Genomic DNA, 16,733 nt, shown 5'->3' with positions numbered 1-16,733 from the left:
TCGTGGACTACATCGAGGTCTTCTACAACCGCAGGCGCCGCCACTCCACCCTGGGCTACCGCACCCCCGCAGCAGTCCACACCGCCCACCAGAACACTCAGACCGCGACCGCAGCCTGACCCACAAAAAGACTGTCTACGAAACTTGACACAGCCCAGCCAGCAGGTGGTGGCGTTCGGTGGCGTTGAGGCCGCCCCAGACGCCGAAGGGCTCGCGGACGTCGAGGGCGTGGCTGAGGCACTGCTCGACCACGGGGCAGACGGCGCAGTACGACTTCGCGGTCGCCTCGCGCTGACGGCGGCGGGGTCCGCGTTCGTCCTCGGGTGGGAAGAAGGTCTCGGGGTCGGCCTCGTTACAGGCGCCGACGTACTGCCACTCGTAGGACTCCTGGCGGGGCGCGGGGAGTCGACTGATGTTCGCCATCGGGAAAACCTCCTAGTGTCGTCACCTCAGAGGAGGCGCGACACCAGGAGGTTCCCGGTGGTCGAGGAATTTCTCGATCAGGCGGCGACCTTCTGCTCGGCCGCGGCGGCCGCCTCGCGCTTGGCGCGGCGCAGCGCCTTGCTCTCGGGGCTGTTGCCGACCAGGTAGGGGTCGTCGGGCTTGCGCGAGTAGGAGGCGAGCTGCCGGGCCACGCTCAACAACTGCTTGCTCAGCCGGCCGCTGTTGTAGGGCAGGCCGTTCTTCTCACAGATCGCGCGGATCTCCTGAGCGACCTCCGGGTAGCGGCGGGCCGGGATGTCGGGGAACAGATGATGCTCGATCTGGTGGCTCAGGTTGCCGCTGAGGATGTGGAACAGCGGGGTGCCGGAGATGTTCGCCGAGCCGAGCAGCTGGCGCAGGTACCACTGGCCGCGCGACTCGTTCTTCGCCTCGTCCTCGTCGAAGGACTGCACCTCGGCGGGGAAGTGGCCGCAGAAGATGATGAGGAAGGTCCAGATGTTGCGCACGATGTTGGCCGCGAAGGTGCCGCCGAGGACCGCCAGCGGGGCCCACCAGCCGACCACCGGGATCAGCGGCAGGGCGAGCAGCGGGAAGACGACGTAGTCCTTGAACAGCTGGCGGCGGGTCTTGGCCATCGCGCGACGCTTGCGGGCCGTGAACTCCTCCTTGGACATCTTGCCCTTGAGGTAGTCGCCCAGCTCGATGCCGTGGTACATGACGCCCCACTCGAAGAAGAGCATCAGCAAGAAGGCGGCCGGCAGGTTGAAGCGGTGGCTCGGGTACCAGGGCTGGCCGTCGTCCATGCGGAGCAGGCCGTAGCCGATGTCCTTGTCCATGCCGTGGATGTTCGTGTACGTGTGGTGCAGGTAGTTGTGGCCGTGCTTCCAGTCCTGCGCGGGCGCCACGTTGTCCCACTCGTAGCGGCGGCCGTCGACCAGCGGGTCGTTCATCCAGTCGTACTGGCCGTGCATGACGTTGTGGCCGATCTCCATGTTCTCGAGGATCTTCGAGACGCCGAGCAGCACGATGCCGAGGACGAAGGTGGGCCAGAAGAACGGCGTGAAGATGCCGATGCGGCCCAGGACCTCGCAGATCTGCTGGGCGCGGATGACCCGGCGGATGTAGTTCGCGTCGGCCTGGCCGAGCGAGTCGAGGGTGCGCTGGCGCAGTGCGTCGAGCTCCTCGCCGAAGGCGTCGAGCTCCTCGTAGGTCATCAGGTCGAGGCCGATGACGGCCCGGTCGTCGCCTTCGCCGACGAGCGGCGCGGGGGCGGCGTTGTGGCCGGAGGCGTCGTAGACGGTGGTGTCTTTGCGGAAGAGTCGCTTGTGGCTCATGTTCTTCTCCTTCAGAGGGCGACCGCGACGTCGCCGACCGGGACGTTCACGCAGGGCTTGATGGTCTCGTCGGTGTTGGCGCACACCTCGCCGGTGATGACGTGGCGGACGGCGCCGTGCAGTTTCTTGATCGCGCAGGTGTTGCAGACGCCCATGCGGCAGCCGTACTCGGGCGTGAGCCCGGCGGCCTCGGCCTGCTCCAAGATGGTGTTGCCGTTGTTGGCGGTCTCGGCGCCGGAGGCGTCGAAGCTGAGCGTGCCGACGGCCTGCGCGGCGGCCTCGGCCAGCAGCGCCGGGTCGACGGTGGGGACCTTGAAGTACTCCATGCGCAGTTGGTCGGCGGCGCCCTCGGCCTCGTAGGCCTCGCGGACCGTGCCGATGAGGCCGGCGGGGCCGCACAGGTAGGTGAGGGCGGCGGTCGGGTCGACGCCGATGGCGCGCAGGTGGTCGAGGGTGAAGCGTCCGGTCAGCTCCGCGCCCGGCAGCGGCTCGCGGGTGTAGATCCGCACGACGTCGACGCCCTCGGTCCGCTCGAACGCGTCGAGCTGGTCGGTGAACATCTCGTCGGCGCGGGAGCGGGCGTAGTGCAGGAAGGTGACGCGCCGCGGCAGACGGCCGGAGTCGACCAGCGTGCGCAACATCGACATGACCGGGGTGATGCCGGAGCCGCCGCTGAGCAGCAGCAGGTCGTCGGGCAGAGTGGCTGGGAGGACGAACTCGCCCTTGGCCTGCGAGAGGTGGACCAGCTCGCCGGAGGCCAGCTTGCTGTTGAGGAAGCGGGAGACGAAGCCGTCGGGGTGGGCCTTGACCGAGACGCTGAACGTGCGGCCCTTGGCCGCGGCGGAGCTGGAGACCGAGAAGACGCGGACCTTGCGGACGCCGTCGACCTCGACGCCGAACTCGACGTGCTGGCCGGGGGTGAAGCCGGCCCAGGCGCCGTTGGGGCGCAGGGTGACGGTGGTGGCGTTGTCCGTCTCGCGCTCGATGCCGACGACCCGGGCGCGGACGGCCTCGGCGGTCCACATCGGGTGCAGCTTCTCGAGGTAGTGGTCGACGTGGTGGGGCTGTGTCACCGTTCCGACCGCCCGCGAGGCGAGGGCGCTCCGCACGACTCCCATCGGCACATCCTTTACTCATTGAGTGAACGTTCGTACACTGAAACTATGACGCATGATCGGGGTCAGGCGCAAGGGCCTGTTCCGTGAGTCGCGCCATACGGTGAATAAGCGTTCACTGAGAGACGGGCGATAGGGTGGGGGAGTGTCCGAGCCCGTCGCGTTGAGCCGCCGTGAGCAGAAGGAGCGCACGCGTCAGGCGATCCTCGACGCGGCGCTGCGCCAGAGCGGCGAGGTCGGCTTCGCCCAGTTGAGTCTGCGCCAGGTGGCCAAGCAGGCGGGCGTGGTGCCCACGGCTTTCTACCGGCACTTCGACACGATGGACGACGTCGGGCTGGCGCTGGTCGAGGACTGCTTCCAGACGCTGCGCCGCATGATCCGCGAGGCGCAGAAAGACCCCGACACGATGGCGAACATCATCGACGCGTCGGCCGAGATCCTGGTGCGCGCGGTCAAGGAGAACCAGGCGCACTTCGCCTTCGTCGCCCGGGAGCGCCAGAGCGGCTCGCCGGTGGTGCGCGAGGCGATCCAGCGGGAGCTGGAGCTGTTCATCTCCGAGCTGGCGGTCGTTCTGGCGCGGCTGCCGAACGTCGAGCGGTGGTCGGGCGAGGACGTCGCGATGGCGGCGGGGCTCTTCGTGCGGAACATGGTCTACCGGGCCGAGCAGGTCGTGGCCATGCCCGAGGGCCGCCCCGACCTGGAGGAGGAGATCAAACGCAAAGCCCGCCGCGAGATGCGCCTGATCGTCCTCGGTTTCGAGCAGTGGGAGAGTTGAGCGGGCTCGTTCTCTGAAACTGTCAGTGCCCGGCGCCAGGGTGGCGGTATGGATGTCGGGATCGGGATCGTCGTGGGGTTGGTGCTCGGGGTCATGCTCGGGTGGCTGTTGGGCGCGATGGCGGCGCGGGGGCGCAGCGCGGCGGCCATCGCCACCGCGCAGGCCCTGCGCGAGCAGGTGCGGCAGCGGCAGCGGGCCGACGACGAGGAGAACCTCGTGCTGCAGGCGCTCGCGCCGGTACACGAGTCGCTGCGCACCATGCGGCTGACGGTCGACGAGCTGGAACGACAGCGCCACGTGCAGCACGGTCAGTTGGCCGAGCAACTGCGGCACACCCAGGTCACCGCCGAGCGGTCCCGCGCGGCCGCCGACGCGCTGGCCTCGGCCATGGGCAACAACGCCCAGCGCGGCGTGTGGGGCGAGACCCAACTGCGCACTTTGGTCGAGTCCGCCGGGCTGCTGCACCGGGTCGACTTCGACACGCAGGCCACCATCGAGGCCGAGAGCGGACGCCGCCGCCCCGACATGGTGCTGCGGCTGCCGGGCGGCAAACAGATGGCCGTCGACGCCAAGGCGCCCATCAACGCCTACCTTGCCGCCTGCGCGGACGGAGCCGACCGCGACCGGCTGCTCGCCGACCACGCGAAAGCGGTCCGGGGGCACGTCGACGCGCTCGCCGCCAAGCAGTACTGGACCGGACTCGACCTCAGCCCGGAGTTCACCATCGCCTTCATCCCGAGCGAGCCGGTGCTGGCCGCCGCGCTGGAACGCGACCCGACCCTCCTGGAACACGCCTTCGCCCGGCGGATCGTGCTCGCATCGCCGGTCAGCCTCTGGACCGTGCTGAAGACCGTCGCGCTCACCTGGCAGCAGCAGACCCTCAGCGACGACGCCCGTCGCCTGTTCGACCTCGGCAAAGAGCTCTACGGACGGCTCGCCACGATGGGCGACCACACCGAGAAACTGCGCCGATCCCTCGCGCAGACGGTCGAGCACTACAACCGCTTCGCCAGCTCGCTGGAGTCGCGGGTGCTGGTCACCGCCCGCAAACTCGACGCCCTCGACCCCGAGACGGCGCTCGCCGCCCCCGGCGTGATCGAGACCGAGCCCCGACGCCTCGTCCAGCCCGAGTTCGACGTGCTCAGCTGAGCGCCTGGTCGAGGTCGGCGAGGAGGTCGGCGACGTCCTCGATGCCGACCGACAGGCGCACCAGGTTGTCGGGCACCTCCAGGGCCGAGCCCGCGGTGGAGGCGTGGGTCATCGTGCCCGGATGCTCGATCAACGACTCGATGCCGCCCAGGCTCTCGGCCAGCGTGAAGACCTCGACCCGGCGGCACAGGTCGAGCGCCGCCTCGCGGCCACCGGCCAGCCGGATCGAGACCATGCCGCCGAAACGGCGCATCTGCCGGGCCGCGACCTCATGGCCGGGATGCTCCGGCAGGCCCGGATAGAGCACCTGGCTGATCTTCGGATGGCCGACCAGCGCGTCCACGACCGCCTCGGCGTTCGCGCAGTGCTGCTCCATGCGCACCGCCAGCGTCTTCGCGCCGCGCAGCGTCAGATAGGCGTCGAACGGGCCGGGCACCGCGCCCGCGCCGTTCTGCAGGAAGCCGAAACCCTCGTCGAGCGTCGGGTCGGAGGTCAGCAGCGCGCCGCCGACCACGTCGGAGTGCCCGCCCAGATACTTCGTGGTCGAGTGCAGCACGACGTCCGCGCCCAGCGCCAACGGCTGCTGCAGATAGGGCGAGGCGAAGGTGTTGTCGACCACCAGACGAGCCCCGCCGTCGTGGGCGATCTCGGCCAGCGCCGCGATGTCGCCGACCGACAACAACGGATTGGTGGGCGTCTCGATCCAGACGGCCTTCGTCGTCGGCGTCATCGCCGCGCGCACGGCGTCGACGTCGCTGATCGCCGCTGGGGTGTAGGTGACGCCCCACTGGCTGAACACCTTGTCGATCAGCCGGAAGGTGCCGCCGTAGGCGTCGTCGGGGATCACCAGATGGTCGCCCGGTCGCAGCAGCGTGCGCAGCGCCGTGTCGGTGGCGGCCATGCCGGAGGCGAACGCCCGGCCGTGGGCGGCGCCTTCCAGCGCGGCGAGCGCGCCCTCCAAGGCGGTGCGGGTCGGGTTGCCGGTGCGGCCGTACTCGTAGCCGTCGCGCATCCCGCCGACGCCGTCCTGGACGAAGGTGGAACTGGCCACGATGGGCGGGTTCACCGCGCCGTGGCCCGGGTCCGGGGTGTAGCCCGCGTGGATGGCGCGGGTCGCGAAACCGGTCATACGTGCACTCCCAGCAGATCGTGGCGGGTCAGGACGCCCAGCGGCTTGCCGTCCTCGATGACCATGACCGCGTCGTTCTCCGACAGCAGCGCCTGCGCGGCGTCCAGGCTCTCACCGGAGCCGAGCAGCGGCAGCGGGGCTTCCATGTGCTGAGACACCGCGTCGGTCAACTGGGCGCGGCCCTCGTAGACCGCGCTGAGCAGCGTCCGCTCGCTGACGCTGCCGGCCACCTCGCCGATGACGACCGGCGGCTCCGGCCCGACGACCGGCATCTGCGAGACGCCGTACTCGTGCAGGATGCTGATCGCGTCGCGCACCGTCTCCTGCGGATGCGTGTGCACGAGGTCGGGCATGTCGCCGGACTTGCGGCGCAGCACCTCGCCGACCGTCGCGTGGGCCGCGGTCGGGTCGAGCGGCTCGCGCAGGAAGCCGTAGGAGCTCATCCAGTCGTCGTTGAAGATCTTCGACAGGTAGCCGCGACCGCCGTCGGGCAGCAGCACCACGACCACCGCGTCGGGACCCTCGCGCTCGGCGACCTGCCGCGCCGCGACGACCGCCATGCCGCAGGAGCCGCCGACCAGCAGGCCCTCCTCGCGGGCCAGCCGTCGGGTCATGTCGAAGGAGTCGGCGTCGCTGACCGCGATGATCTCGTCGGGGATGGACGGGTCGTAGGCGCTCGGCCAGAAGTCCTCGCCGACGCCCTCGACCAGGTACGGACGGCCGGTGCCGCCGGAGTAGACCGAGCCCTCCGGGTCGACGCCGACCACCTTCACCCGGCCGTCGGAGACCTCTTTGAGATAGCGGCCCGTGCCGGTGATCGTGCCGCCGGTGCCGACGCCCGCCACGAAGTGCGTGACCTTCCCGTCGGTGTCGGCCCAGATCTCGGGTCCGGTCGTCTCGTAGTGCGACTGCGGTCCGGCCGGGTTCGAGTACTGGTCGGGCTTCCAGCCGCCCTCGATCTCGGCGACGAGCCGGTCCGAGACGTTGTAGTAGCTGTCGGGGTGCTCGGGCGGGACGGCGGTCGGGCACACCACGACCTCCGCGCCGTACGCCATGAGCGTGTTGCGCTTGTCGAGGCTGACCTTGTCGGGGCACACGAACACGCAGCGGTAGCCGCGCTGCTGGGCGACGATGGCCAGGCCGACGCCGGTGTTGCCCGACGTCGGCTCGATGATCGTGCCGCCCGGCCGCAACGCCCCCGACGCCTCGGCGGCGTCGATCATGTTCACCGCGATGCGGTCCTTGGAGCTGCCGCCGGGGTTGAGGTATTCGATCTTCGCCGCGACGAGGCCGGAGCCGGGCGCGACGACCCGGTTCAGACGCACGAGCGGCGTGCCGCCGATCAGGTCGACGACGTGGTTCGCGATCCGCATGCGTCCATCATGCCCGGCGGGCGCGGGTCGCCACGAGCAGCACCCACAGCACCAGCGCGGCCGCCACGGCGATGACCGTGACGACGAGGCCGGTGATGCCCGCGTGGGCGATGGCGGCGGCCGCGACGAGGCTGCTCACCGCGATCCAGAGCGACACCACGATGCTGTGGGAGTGGCGGGCGAGCGCGTCCCAGACGAGCAGGTTGACCAGCGACAGCAGCGACCCGGCGAGCACGAACAGCCAGAGCCGGTCGGCGATCTCGGCGTAGGCGTCGCCGCCGACGGCGATCAGCGCGACGTCGGGCAGCAGCGCGGTCGCGAGGGTCGCGGCCAGGCCGAGCGTCGCCACGCCGACGACCGCGATGGTGCGCGAGCGGGTCGTGCCGTCACGGGCCAGCAGGGGATAGGACACGATGGTGACGAACTGAGGGAAGAACACCGCCGCCTTCGACAGGATGAGGCCCGCCCCGTAGAGGCCCGAGTCGTGCGGGGACAGCAGCAGCCGGGCCAGCAGGGCGTCGGCGTTGCCGAGCGCGTAGTAGGCCAGCAGCGCGTGCGAGCCGAGCAGCGCCTCCTTCAGGAAGGGGCGGCGGCTGCCGCCGCGACCGTCGACCGCCCGTCCGCGCAGTTGGGGGAGTCCGGCCAGCACGGGCGCCCACGCGCCGACGGCGAAGCCGAGCATGACCGAGGTGACGGACGGCTCGACCAGCAGCGCGACGAATCCGCAGGCGAGCCGGCCGAAGCCGTTGGCGAGGTAGACGGCCGCCAGCGAGCCCCACCGTTCCGATCCCTGGGCGACGCCGGCCATCGCGCCCATCAGCGTCAGCGGGACCATGGTCGCGCCGGTCAGCAGGGCGGGCCGGACCGAGCCGAGGTCGAGCGGGCCGACGAGCGCCGCGGTGACGCCCGCGCCGAGCAGACCGGTCGCCACCGCCACGGCGACCGCGACCCGGGCCACGGTGCCGATGGTCGCCTGACGGCTGTCGGGGTCGACGGCGATGCGTCGGGCGGCCACGGCCTGCAGCCCGAAGGAGACGACCGTGCCGATCTGCAGGATGCCGAGCAGCGCGGTCACCGCGCCGAGCTCGGCGGGCAGCAGCAGACGGGCCGCGAGGACCGTCATCAGGTAGACGGCGGCGTTGGCTCCGATGGTGCCGAGGGCCACCAGGCTGCTGCCCGACACCACTCCTCCCGCGCGTCTCACCCGGACACGGTAGGCGACGTCGGGTCTACGGTGGGGGAGTGAGCCGACGTCTCTGGGATCTGGTGGTCGTCCAGTGGTGCCTGCTGCTGGCGCTGGTGGTGGCGCTGCCGTGGCGTGGATCGGGCTTTCTGCTCTCCTACGACATGGTGACGCCGCCGCGCTGGACGCTGGGTCGCGACGACCTCTGGGGGCTGGGCAGCGCGGTGCCGCGCGCGGTCCCGTCCGACGGCGTGCTGGCGCTGGTGTCGCAGGCCGTCGATCCGGCGCTGCTGCAGCGGCTGGTGATCGTCGGCGCGCTGGCCCTCGGCGGCGTCGGCGCGGCCCGTCTGGTCGACGACGCGGGGCTCGGCGCGCGGCTCGTGGCCGGGACGTACGCCCTCTGGAATCCCCTCGTCGCCGAACGGCTGCTGCTGGGGCAGTGGCCGGTGCTCGTCGCGCTGGCCTGCCTGCCGTGGATCGGCGTGGCGCTGCGCGACCCGGACCGTCCGCGGGTCGCCGCGTTGACGCTCGCGCTCGCCGGGACGGCGCTCACGGCGGCCACCGGCGTGATGGGGCTGCTGGCGGCGTTGGTCGTCGGCTGGCGGTCCGGGCCGATCCGCATGGTGCTGCTCGCGGCGCTCGTCAACGCGCCCTGGATCGTGGCCGGGCTGGTCCGCCCGGGAACGGTGGTCAGCGACCCGGCGGGCGTCGAGCTGTTCGCGCTGCAGGGCGAGGGGCCGTGGGGGCGGATCGGCGCGCTGATGGCGCTCGGCGGCGTCTGGAACGCCGAGGTCGTCCCGGCGTCCCGGCTGACGCTGGTCGCCACGCTGGTGGTCGTCGTGCTGTGGGTGCTGATGTTGACGGGGCTGCGGCGCTGGTGGCGCGCGGACCGTTATGGCGTGCTGGCCTGGTCGGCGCTGGCGGCCGTCGGCTACACGCTGGCCTGTTGGGGGTGGCTCGCGCCGGGCCTGTTGGAGCGGTTGATCGAGTGGCAGGGCGCGACGGCGGTCCTGCGCGACGGCTCGCGCTATCTCGTGTTCGCGTTGCCCTTCCACGCGGTCGCTCTGGGGTATGGCGCGGCGACGCTCGGCGGCTGGCTCGCGCGGACGAGCGGACAGGAGCGGTGGCGGGCGGTGGCGGCGGGGTTGCTCGTCGCGGCGCCGCTCGCGGCCCTGCCCGACCTGGGCTATGGCGTCGGCGGACGGTTGACGCCGGCGGACTACCCACGGGATTGGGAGGCCGCGCGGCAGGCGGTCGGCGCGGTGGAGGCCGAGGGCGATCTGCTGGTGCTGCCGTTCTCGCCCTATCGCGCGCCGGACTGGAACGACGGACGCACGGTGCTCGACCCGGCGGGACGCTTCTTCGACCGCGACACGGTCACGAGCGACGCGCTCACCGTGTCGGGGGTGACGCTCGCCTCGGAGGACCCCCGGGCCGTCGCCGTGGGGGAGGCGCTGGCCGATCCCGCCGCGACCTCCGCCGATCTGGCCGCTCAGGGGATCGGCGTGGTGGTGCTCGACTCGTCGGCTCCGGGCGGCGACCCGACGCCCGCCGCTTTGTCCGGCGCGCGGGCGGTGGAGACCGGGGAGGACGGGCTGCGCGTGTTCGTCGTCGACGGGGTGGCGACGCTTGAGCCGCCGCCCGTGAAGAACCGTGTCCTCGTGTGGGCGGCGTGGGGCGTGGCGGGCCTCACGGTCGCCGTGTCGGCGCTCTCGATCGGCCGTCGCGGACTGGCTCGACTGATCCGGCTGCTTGGTAGTCTGAGCCCGTTCCGAGGGAGAAGAGGGAAGAGACCATGAGCAGTGGAGTCATCGCGGTCGTCGCGTTCGTGGCGGGTCTGGGTTTGGCGGGAGTCACCGCCGCGGGCGTCGCCCAGTCGGTCCAGACCTCGTCCACGCCCGACGACGAGCCGGGTGCCGTCCAGGTCGAGACCGTGGACTACGGCTCGAACTGACGCAGCGCGAGCAGCGGGGCCGGTCGGGCAACCGACCGGCCCCGCTGCGCGTAACCCGACTACATCGGTGATTCCCGCGGCCAGCGATCATGGGCGCATGGAGCGATGGCGAACACGGACCCGGCTGCCGATCATGCTCGAAGCGCTCGGGCAGGCCGAGGAGCATCCGGCCACGCGGCGACTGGTCGAGACCCTGGGCGGCACGCCTGCGGCTGTCTCCGAACGCCTCGTCGGAGTGCCGGCCTATCGGTCCGCCCGGCTGTCCTTCGCCTCTGGGGCCGACCTCATCCTGCGTGACGGCCGGGCCGTCGCCGTGTGCCTTCGCCTGGCCAGACCGGGCGCACCGGGCATCGACCTGGCCGCATGGATCCCCGGCGTCGGCAACGAGGCGATGCTCGAGGACCTCACAACCGCCCTCGAAGCACCGCGCAGTTTCGCCGGCCTCGGGACGCCCTATTTCACGCTCGACGGCGGCTACCTGCGGTGCGACTTCGCCGATCGTCGAGGCTGGAACGAGGCCGGGAACCTCGTCGGCGTGACCGTCACGACCGGCGATCCTGGCCTTGTCTTCCGTCCGGAGGACGACGAATGCGCCGTCTGCGCCGACCTGCTCGTGCGGACCGTCTCCGGCGGCCTCGACGTCAGCGCCACTGTCGACGCTCTCGCCGCAGCGTTGGAGGACGGACTGCTCGCCGAGAATGCCCACTGGGTCCGGCTCGCCGACCTGCAGCCGCTCCACGCGTCGGGCCTTATGAAGCGTGCCGAGAGCCAGCTGACCTGCACCGCCTGCCGGAGAGTCCTGTGTCTCACCCTCAGGCGCAGTGCGTCGGCGAAGTTCGTCTATGCCTCGCCGAATGACGCCCGGCGGCACCGGATGGAGGCCATCCCTCCGGTCGAGTGGTGGGGCGACGCCGAGCGGATCGCGCAGGCGGCTGCTGCCATGCGGTATGTGGACCATGAACCCGGAGCCTGGTTCCTCGTCGAGCGGGCCGGAACGTTCTTCCTCGAGGTCCGCTATGTCATCAGTTCGATGCTCGACGACTCGGCGCTGATCGAACTCGACGAGGCCGAAGCGAAGGCCTATCGCACAGAGGGCCACGAGTACGCGGACCGGCTCGCCCGCCGCGTCCGCGACGGCAGCCCCCATCTCGACGACTCCCCCTGGCACGCGCGGAACCTGCTGCGCGGCCCGGACGCCAAACAACTTCGCGACGAGGTCACCGCCGCCGTCGTCAACCACACCTGGCTGGCCGAGCAGCGTCGTTCGAGGTGACGGGGCCTACCGATGTCCCCGGGGAACGCACAATGATGGATTCAGGTAGTGATGGGTGCCTCAATCCATCATTCTGCGTGTCACCGGGCGACGATCTCGGCGAACTTCTCCTGCGAGGCCGTCCAGGAGGCGGACTCGGCTTTCATGCGGGCGCCGTCGCCGAGGAAGGAACGCCACTCAGGGTCGGTCAGGATCTCCTCGACGGCGGCGGTGAACTCCGCAGGGGTGTCGACCAGGACGCCGCTGCTCTTGTGGTCGACCGACTCGCGGGTGCCGCCCGCTGAGGCGTAGGCGACCGTCGGGGTGCCGTGCAGGCCGGCCTCGCCGACGACCAGGCCCCAGCCCTCCTTGAGCGACGGCATGACCATCACCCAGGCCTCGGCCAGCAGCCGGTGCTTCGTCGCGTCGTCGACGAAGCCGTGGAAACGCACCCGGTCGGCCACCCCGCGCCTCGCCGCGTGGGCGGTCAACTCCTCGCGCCACCAGCCGTCGCCCGCCACGTCGAGCACCAGGTCGGGGTGAGACTCAGCCAGGTCGGCGAGCGTGTCGATCGCGTGCTCGACCTGCTTGTGCGGCACGAGACGGCCGAGCGCGCACATGCGCGGCGTGGCGCTGCGCGGCGCGCTCGGGCCGGGCGCCGGCGACGTGCCGTTGTGCACGATCGCGATGCGGTCGCGGTCGACGCCCAGGTCGACCAGCTCCTGACGGGTCGCCTCCGACACGGTGACGTACTGCGAACGGCGGTACAGCCACGGCGACAGACGGCTCTCGACGAACCAGCCGACCCGGCCGATCAGCCCCGGATAGACCACCGGCCACTGCTCGCGGTGCACATGGTGCAGCAGCACGACCACCGGCGCGCGGGTCGCCCAGCGTGTGAAGAAAGGAAGGCCGTTCTGCACGTCGACCACGGCGTCGACGGTGCCGTAACGGCCGAACAGCAGCCGGGCGAAGATGCGCAGGTACACGCCGAACTTCGCGCCGCTGCGGCGGAACCGCACGCCGTCGGCCGTCTCGTCGGCGGCCGCCCCGTCGAACATCGCCGCCGCGACCGTCACCTCGTGGCCTCGCTCGGCCAGACCCCGGGCCATCTGCTCGACGTAGAACTCCGAACCCCCTCCCTCAGGGTGCCCGGTGTCGCGCCAATTGCAGAACAAAATACGCATAGGTGGCTTCTCCCTCAGACGCCACGCGGCCGGTGAGTCCCTCAACTCAGTGATCGACCGCGTCGCCCGACGGTAGCACCGCGATGGTCCAGCGGCCGTCTATCGTGCGGGGGTGCTGAGGGAGCCGGACGTCGACGTGGAGACCGTGCGTCGTTGGCTCCATCTGGCCGTCGGCTGCCTGCTGCTGACCGCGCTGGCCTTCGCGCAGCGTCCCGGCCGCATGGTCGGCGACACCAAGCTCGACCTGATCGTCGACCCGGGCGGCTTCCTGTCGCGGGCGTTGACGATGTGGGAGCCGCAGGGAGGGCTCGGACAGGTCCAGAACCAGGCCTACGGCTACCTGTTCCCGATGGGTCCGTTCTTCTGGGCCGGCGAGCGGCTCGGCCTCGACGCGTGGATCGTGCAGCGGCTCTGGTGGGCGCTGTTGTGGAGCGTGGCGTTCGTCGGGATGGCGCTGCTGTGCCGCGCGTTGAAGGTCGGGACGCCGTGTCTGAGCCTGCTCGCCGGAGTGCTCTACGCGCTCTCGCCCCGCGTTCTGACGATCATGGGCGTCAACTCCGTCGAGGCGTGGCCGGCCTCGCTCGCCCCCTGGGTGCTGTTGCCGCTGGTCGTGGGCCTGCGGCACGGCCCGCCGAGGCTGCGGGCGGCGCAGAGCGCGCTGGCGGTCGGCTGCGTCGGCGGGGTCAACGCGGTCGCCACGGCGGCGGTGCTGCCGCTGGCGACGCTCTGGCTGGTGATGGCCCCACGAGGAGAGCGACGGCGCGCGATGCTGCGCTGGTGGCCGCCGCTGGTGCTCGCGACGACCGCCTGGTGGTGGGTCCCGCTGGTGCTCCTCGGCCGTTACAGCCCACCGTTCCTGGACCACATCGAGAGCTCGGCGACCACCACCGTCAGCGCCTCGGTCCTCGACGCGCTGCGCGGGACGACGAACTGGGTGCCGCGGGCCACGGTGACCTACGACGCGGGCCGTGACCTGCTGACCTGGCCGGCCCTGTCGGTGGCGTTGGCGGTCGTCGCGGCGGCGGGCCTGGCGGGCCTGTCGCTGGCGTCGACGCCGCACCGGCGTTTTCTCGTCACGGGCTTGCTGGCCGGCGTGGTGCTGACGACGCTCGGCCACACGGCCGGCCTGTCCGGCTGGGGAGCGCCCGGATGGCAGGAGCTGCTGGACGGGCCGCTGGCCCCGATGCGCAACCTGCACAAATTCGACCCCGTGGTCCGCATCCCGCTGGTGGTCGGGGCGACCCACCTGCTCGCGGTCCTCGCCCGCCGGATCGCCCAGTGCGAGCCGGACGTCGCGCGCTGGTGGCGGCGCACCATGGCCGTCGCGGTCGGATCGTGCGTGCTGGCGGCGGTCGCGCCGACCTGGACCGGCCGGATCGCCGGCGGGCACACCTTCGCCGAGATCCCGTCGTACTGGTCCGAGGCCGCCGACTGGCTCGCCGAGCACCCCGACGACACCACGCTGGTCGCTCCGTCGTCGGCCTTCGGCGACTACCTCTGGGGGAGCACCGGCGACGACGTGGCGCAGCCGCTCGCGGGCGCCCCGTGGGTCGCGCGGCCGGCGGTGCCGATGGCGCCGGAGGGGACCGTGCGGCTGCTCGACGCCGTCTACGAGCGGATGGAGTCCGGCACGGCCGCGCCGGGGCTCGCCACGACGCTGGCGCGGGCCGGCGTCGACCGCGTGCTGCTGCGTTTCGACCTGGCGTCGGACCAGGCGGGCGAACGCGCCGAACTGGCCTGGCAGACCCTCCGCGCGACTCCGGGCCTCCGGCTCGCCCGGACCTTCGGGCCGACCGTCGGGGGCCCGGCGCAGATCGACGACACGCTGTCGCGCCGCTTCGCCGCCGGCGGCTGGCAGACCGAGCATCCCGTGATCGCGGTGTTCGAGGTGGAGACGGAGAGCCCGCCGTCCGCGACGCCTGCGGGGGAGCTGCCCGTCGTGGTGGGCGCGGCCGACGCGCTCGTCGGACTCGACGCGCTCGGCGTCGTGGGGCCGGGGCCGGTCGTGACGGCGGCCGACGCGGAGGCCGTCGGGGGCGCGGTCGGCGGCCCCTGGGTGCTGACCGACTCGCTGCGCCGCCGCGAGGTCGACTTCTCGCGGGTCGAACGCCACCGCTCGGGCTCGCTGGGCGCCGACGAGCCCTACCAGGCCGACCGCGCGGCGCACGACTTCGTCCGCGACGTCGACGAGCCGTGGGTCGCCGAGCGTCGGCTGCTCGGCGCGCGGTCGCTGACCGCCTCCTCCTCCCGCGCCTGGGCCGGGATGTGGGGGGCGCTCTCGCCGTCGGCGGCCCCCTGGTCGGCCTTCGACGGGCAGCCGGGCACGGCGTGGCGGGCGGTCGGCGGCACGGGCTGGGTCGAGCTGGACCTCGGCGGCTTCCGCGAGGTCGGCGAGCTGACCGTGCGCGGCGGCCTCGCGCCCGGAGACGTCCAGCGCGTCGTCGTGGACACGGCCGCCGGGCCGGTCGAGCGGACGCTGGTCGGCGACGAGCCGGTCACGGTCCCGGTCGGCGAGGTCGACCGGCTGCGGATCGAGGTCGAGCGGGACTTCGGCGACGCCCAGCTCGCCGAGGTCGCCTCGCCCGACCTCGCGCTCGCGCGGCCGTTGGAGCTGCCGTGGGTCCGGCGGGCCGACCAGATCGTGCTCGGCCTCGACGTCGGCCTGCGACCGTCGTGTCTGTCGGTCGGCCTGGTCGACCGGTGCCGCCCCGGGGCGGGGGAGGACGGCGAGGACGCCGCCGAGGTCGACCGGATCGTCTCGCTCGGCGAGGGCGGCCGGTACGAGGCGCGGCTGACGACGACCGCCGTCGCCGGCGACCCGCTGGACGAGCTGGTCCAGCGCGGCCTGCCCACCCAGGTCCGGGCCAGCTCCACGGTCTCGGCCGACCCCCGCGCGACGGCCTCGCGCATGATCGACGGCGACGACGCGACCGGCTGGATCGCGGCGGCCGCCGACGCGGAGCCGACCCTCACCGTGCGTTTCGACGAGCCACGCCGGATCGACACATTGCGACTGACCACCGAGGACTCGCTGCCGGCGTCGTCGGTGGACCGGATCGTGGTCGTCGACGACGCGGGGCGGCGCTCGACGGTCGACGTCGCCGACGGGCTGGCGTTGGTGCCGGAGACCGTCACGACGAGCCTGACGCTGGAGCTGGTCTCGGCGACCGACGCCGTCGACGTCCGTCCCGACGGCTCGGCCTTCCACCTCCCGGTCGGGGTCAGCGAGCTGGCCGTCGGCGGCGTGGAGGTCGGGCTGGCGCCGCCGTCGGACGAGCCGACGCTCTGGGAGTGCGGCACGGGGCCGGCGCTGAGGGTCGGCGACACGGTCGTCGCGTCGGCGCTGTCGGCCGCGTCGCGCCAGCTGCTCGACGGGTCCGTGGTCGAGGCGCTGCCGTGCGGCGGTCCGGTGGTCGAGGTGGCGGCGGGGCGGAACCGGATCGTCGTCGGCTCCTCGACGGTCGCGCGGGCGGGCCGGCTGGTGCTCGAGCGGACCGAGCCTCGCCCGACGACGGACGCCGGGCCGGTGGTGGCGACGACCGGGCACAACGAGAATCCGGGATGGGTCGGCGAGCTCGACGGCGAGGCGGTCCCGGCGGTCGTCGTCGACGGCTGGCGGCAGGCCTGGGTGGTCCCGCAGGGGCGCGTCGACGACCTGGTGACGGACTTCCGTCCCGGCCACGCCTATCGCTGGGCGCTGGGCGTCGGCGGACTGCTCGCCCTCGGGCTGTTCCGGCTCGTCCTGGGGCGTTCCCTGATGTGGGCGTGGCGTCGGCGGGACGCGGCGGTCGGCGCACGCGGCCCGTCGCGGTGGGCGTCGGCGGCCGCGGTGGCGCTG

13 protein-coding genes are annotated in these 16,733 nt (G+C 72.2%); 6 read left to right on the top strand and 7 right to left on the bottom strand.

The window, feature by feature from the left end:
* Positions 1 to 135: 135 nt before the first annotated feature.
* From QM621_RS12835 to QM621_RS12825, 3 genes are all read right to left on the bottom strand, one after another.
* Positions 136 to 423: a WhiB family transcriptional regulator gene (locus QM621_RS12835; RefSeq protein ID WP_414990784.1), complete on the bottom strand. Its 288-nt coding sequence runs from the start codon at positions 421 to 423 to the stop codon at positions 136 to 138.
* Between the two features lie 77 nt (positions 424 to 500).
* Positions 501 to 1,778, bottom strand: a complete 1,278-nt coding sequence (locus QM621_RS12830) for a fatty acid desaturase family protein (protein ID WP_414990783.1) — start codon at positions 1,776 to 1,778, stop codon at positions 501 to 503.
* An 11-nt stretch (positions 1,779 to 1,789) separates the two neighbouring features.
* Complete coding sequence (locus tag QM621_RS12825) at positions 1,790 to 2,896, bottom strand: ferredoxin reductase (RefSeq protein WP_414990782.1); 1,107 nt, start codon at positions 2,894 to 2,896, stop codon at positions 1,790 to 1,792.
* A 142-nt stretch (positions 2,897 to 3,038) separates the two neighbouring features.
* Here QM621_RS12825 and QM621_RS12820 point away from each other — a divergent pair, with 142 nt between their 5' ends.
* A complete protein-coding gene (locus QM621_RS12820; RefSeq protein WP_414990781.1) occupies positions 3,039 to 3,668 on the top strand; it encodes a TetR family transcriptional regulator in 630 nt (209 codons plus the stop codon).
* Positions 3,669 to 3,716: 48 nt separating this feature from the next.
* Complete coding sequence (locus QM621_RS12815; RefSeq protein ID WP_414990780.1) at positions 3,717 to 4,817, top strand: DNA recombination protein RmuC; 1,101 nt, start codon at positions 3,717 to 3,719, stop codon at positions 4,815 to 4,817.
* On the opposite strand, the gene QM621_RS12810 is transcribed toward QM621_RS12815, so the two are convergent.
* Genes QM621_RS12810 through QM621_RS12800 form a run of 3 tightly spaced genes read right to left on the bottom strand, consistent with a single transcriptional unit; the run spans position 4,810 to position 8,523 of the window.
* On the bottom strand, positions 4,810 to 5,946 hold the full coding sequence (locus tag QM621_RS12810; RefSeq protein ID WP_414990779.1) for a cystathionine gamma-synthase: 1,137 nt from the start codon (positions 5,944 to 5,946) through the stop codon (positions 4,810 to 4,812). The two genes, QM621_RS12815 and QM621_RS12810, sit on opposite strands and share 8 nt — an antisense overlap.
* Positions 5,943 to 7,319, bottom strand: a complete 1,377-nt coding sequence (locus tag QM621_RS12805) for a cystathionine beta-synthase (protein WP_414990778.1) — start codon at positions 7,317 to 7,319, stop codon at positions 5,943 to 5,945. Before QM621_RS12805 ends, QM621_RS12810 begins: the two co-directional genes overlap by 4 nt.
* A 7-nt stretch (positions 7,320 to 7,326) precedes the next feature.
* Positions 7,327 to 8,523 carry a lipopolysaccharide biosynthesis protein gene (locus QM621_RS12800; protein WP_414990777.1) on the bottom strand — a complete coding sequence of 399 codons (1,197 nt, stop codon included), beginning with the start codon at positions 8,521 to 8,523 and terminating at the stop codon, positions 7,327 to 7,329.
* 38 nt (positions 8,524 to 8,561) lie between these two features.
* On the opposite strand from QM621_RS12800, the gene QM621_RS12795 reads away from it, so the two are divergent.
* The 3 genes from QM621_RS12795 (at position 8,562) to QM621_RS12785 (ending at position 11,729) form a co-directional block, all read left to right on the top strand.
* A complete protein-coding gene (locus QM621_RS12795) occupies positions 8,562 to 10,301 on the top strand; it encodes a hypothetical protein (RefSeq protein ID WP_414990776.1) in 1,740 nt (579 codons plus the stop codon).
* On the top strand, positions 10,298 to 10,456 hold the full coding sequence (locus QM621_RS12790; RefSeq protein WP_414990775.1) for a hypothetical protein: 159 nt from the start codon (positions 10,298 to 10,300) through the stop codon (positions 10,454 to 10,456). Before QM621_RS12795 ends, QM621_RS12790 begins: the two co-directional genes overlap by 4 nt.
* Positions 10,457 to 10,553: 97 nt before the next feature.
* Positions 10,554 to 11,729, top strand: a complete 1,176-nt coding sequence (locus QM621_RS12785; RefSeq protein WP_414990774.1) for a hypothetical protein — start codon at positions 10,554 to 10,556, stop codon at positions 11,727 to 11,729.
* A gap of 80 nt (positions 11,730 to 11,809) precedes the next feature.
* Here the strand turns inward: QM621_RS12785 and QM621_RS12780 are convergent, their stop codons facing one another.
* Entirely contained in the window at positions 11,810 to 12,895 is a 1,086-nt protein-coding gene (locus QM621_RS12780) for a glycosyltransferase family 4 protein (RefSeq protein WP_414990773.1), read from the bottom strand.
* A gap of 112 nt (positions 12,896 to 13,007) precedes the next feature.
* Here QM621_RS12780 and QM621_RS12775 point away from each other — a divergent pair.
* On the top strand, positions 13,008 to 16,733 hold a 3,726-nt coding region (locus tag QM621_RS12775), incomplete at its 3' end, for an alpha-(1->3)-arabinofuranosyltransferase family protein (protein ID WP_414990772.1).

Source organism: Aeromicrobium sp. (assembly GCF_047606445.1).
In the GTDB taxonomy this organism is placed as follows: domain Bacteria; phylum Actinomycetota; class Actinomycetes; order Propionibacteriales; family Nocardioidaceae; genus Aeromicrobium.
Note: the sequence above shows the minus strand (reverse complement) of the source record. Positions and strands in the feature narration are given on the sequence as shown.